Annotated in this window: 1 protein-coding gene and 2 pseudogenes; all 3 read left to right on the top strand. The window is 32.1% G+C overall.

The window, feature by feature from the left end:
* A pseudogene (locus FGM02_RS17805) lies at positions 1-205 on the top strand (sugar isomerase); the annotation flags it as partial.
* An 84-nt stretch (positions 206-289) separates the two neighbouring features.
* A complete protein-coding gene (locus tag FGM02_RS17800; protein WP_139959973.1) occupies positions 290-1,666 on the top strand; it encodes an FGGY-family carbohydrate kinase in 1,377 nt (458 codons plus the stop codon).
* A gap of 76 nt (positions 1,667-1,742) precedes the next feature.
* Positions 1,743-2,057 (top strand): annotated as a pseudogene (locus FGM02_RS17795) (hypothetical protein); the annotation flags it as partial.

Here is a 2,057-nt window from a genome sequence, read left to right as displayed (position 1 = left end):
AAGAGCCGCTCAAATTGACAATGATGTGGTTAAATGCCAAGAAATTTTACAAGGGGCTTACAGAACTGATGTTCGTCCATTAATTGAAAAAGCAAGATTAAACAGAGGTGGTGCTATTAGTCCGATTAAAGCGTATCGCGAATTAGACCTAAGAAATCATCTTATATCAGAAAGAGGTAGAAATACCGTTGCTACAGGACTTTAATACAAAATGCCATGAGAATTGCTATCCAGTAATTCTCATGGCATTTTTTTTCAACAAACTACCTAATAACCGCCAATCATAAAGATGAAACAAAAAGTAACTGCTGTTTTTGACATTGGAAAAACGAATAAAAAATTCTTCCTTTTCGATAAAAACTTTAAGGAAATTTACAGAGAATATGCTCGCTTTGATGAAATTGAAGATGAAGATGGTTTTCCAACAGAAAATTTACATGCTTTACAAACTTGGCTAAAAGACTTATTTCATCGTATTTTAGACAATGAAGAATACCATATAAAAGCCATTAACTTTTCTACTTATGGTGCTAGTTTTGTTCATTTAGATGAAAACGGAGAAGTATTAACTCCTCTTTACAATTATTTAAAAGATATTGACGAAACACTTCTCGATGGATTTTATAAAAAATATGGTCCCGAAATAGACTTATCTACCAAAACAGGTTCTCCTAAATCTGGTATGTTAAATTCTGGATTGCAATTGTATTGGTTAAAATACACACAACCTGAGTTATTTAAAAAGATAAAATATTCTTTGCATTTACCGCAATACCTAAGTTATGTATTTACAGGTATTCCCTTAAGTGAATATACCAGTATTGGTTGCCATACCGCCTTGTGGGATTATGATAAAAAAGACTATCATACTTGGGTTTATGTTGAGGGTATTCATAAAATATTACCTCCTATTGTTTCTACCGAAACAAGTATCAATATGAACTACAATGGAAAACGCATTAAAATTGGCGTTGGAATTCATGATAGTTCTTCTGCTTTAATTCCTTATATCAGAGGTTCAAAAAAACCATTTGTTTTGGTTTCTACAGGTACTTGGAGTGTTTCTTTAAATCCTTTTTCTAAAACACTTTTAAATGAAAAAGAATTGCAAGAAAACTGTATTAGCTATATGAGAATTAACGGAAAAGCGGTTAAATCTTCTAAACTTTTATTAGGCAACGAATACAAACATCAAATAACAGAATTAAGCAGTCACTATAATTTACCATACGATCATCATAAAACGGTGCAGTTTAATTTTGATACCTACTCAAATTTAGATACTAATTTTAAAAGCTGTTTCCGCTGGAAATATTTAGCGAATGACCATACGCCTTCTAAAACAAATCTTTTACATAATACGTATGAAGAAGCGTACCATCAGTTATTAATTGAGTTGGTAAAAATACAAGTAAAAAATATTGAAGCTGCTAAAGGAAACGATACGCGTATCAACCGATTATTTGTTGACGGAGGATTTAGCGACAATGATGTATTTATCAAATTATTATCGCATTATTTAAGAGATATGAAATTGCGCTCTACCAGTTCTTCTTTAGGTTCAGCCTTAGGTGCTGCCATTGTCATTTCAGATTCTAAACTGAATTCAAAATTTTTAAAAGAAAACTATTCGCTAAAAAAACATGTGCCATTTATTATTACCTAAGTCAATTAGAATAATTTTCTAACAAAGACAATGGTCGATAATACCTAATTTAAACAAAACTAAAACCCTAACCTAAATGAGTCAAGCAAACATAGAACAAATTGTAGTAGCCGCTGAAAGCGGAGAGTTCGAAAGAGAACCGGTACCAAATTCCAAACTAAAAGGTTGGAAAAATTTTATCGGAATGTATGCCGGTGAACATGCTGCAGGAACCGAATTTATGATTGGGCCCCTATTCCTTACCACAGGTGTAAGTGCTTTCGATTTAATTATTGGCCTACTATTTGGAAACATTTTAGCCGTATTGAGCTGGCGATTTTTGACGGCTGAAATTGCCATAAAAAATAGACTTACCTTGTATTTTCAATTGGAAAAAATTTGTGGTAAAAAA

This window comes from Flavicella sediminum (assembly GCF_006381105.1).
In the GTDB taxonomy this organism is placed as follows: domain Bacteria; phylum Bacteroidota; class Bacteroidia; order Flavobacteriales; family Flavobacteriaceae; genus Flavicella; species Flavicella sediminum.
This window is presented reverse-complemented; position numbering and strand designations above follow the sequence as displayed.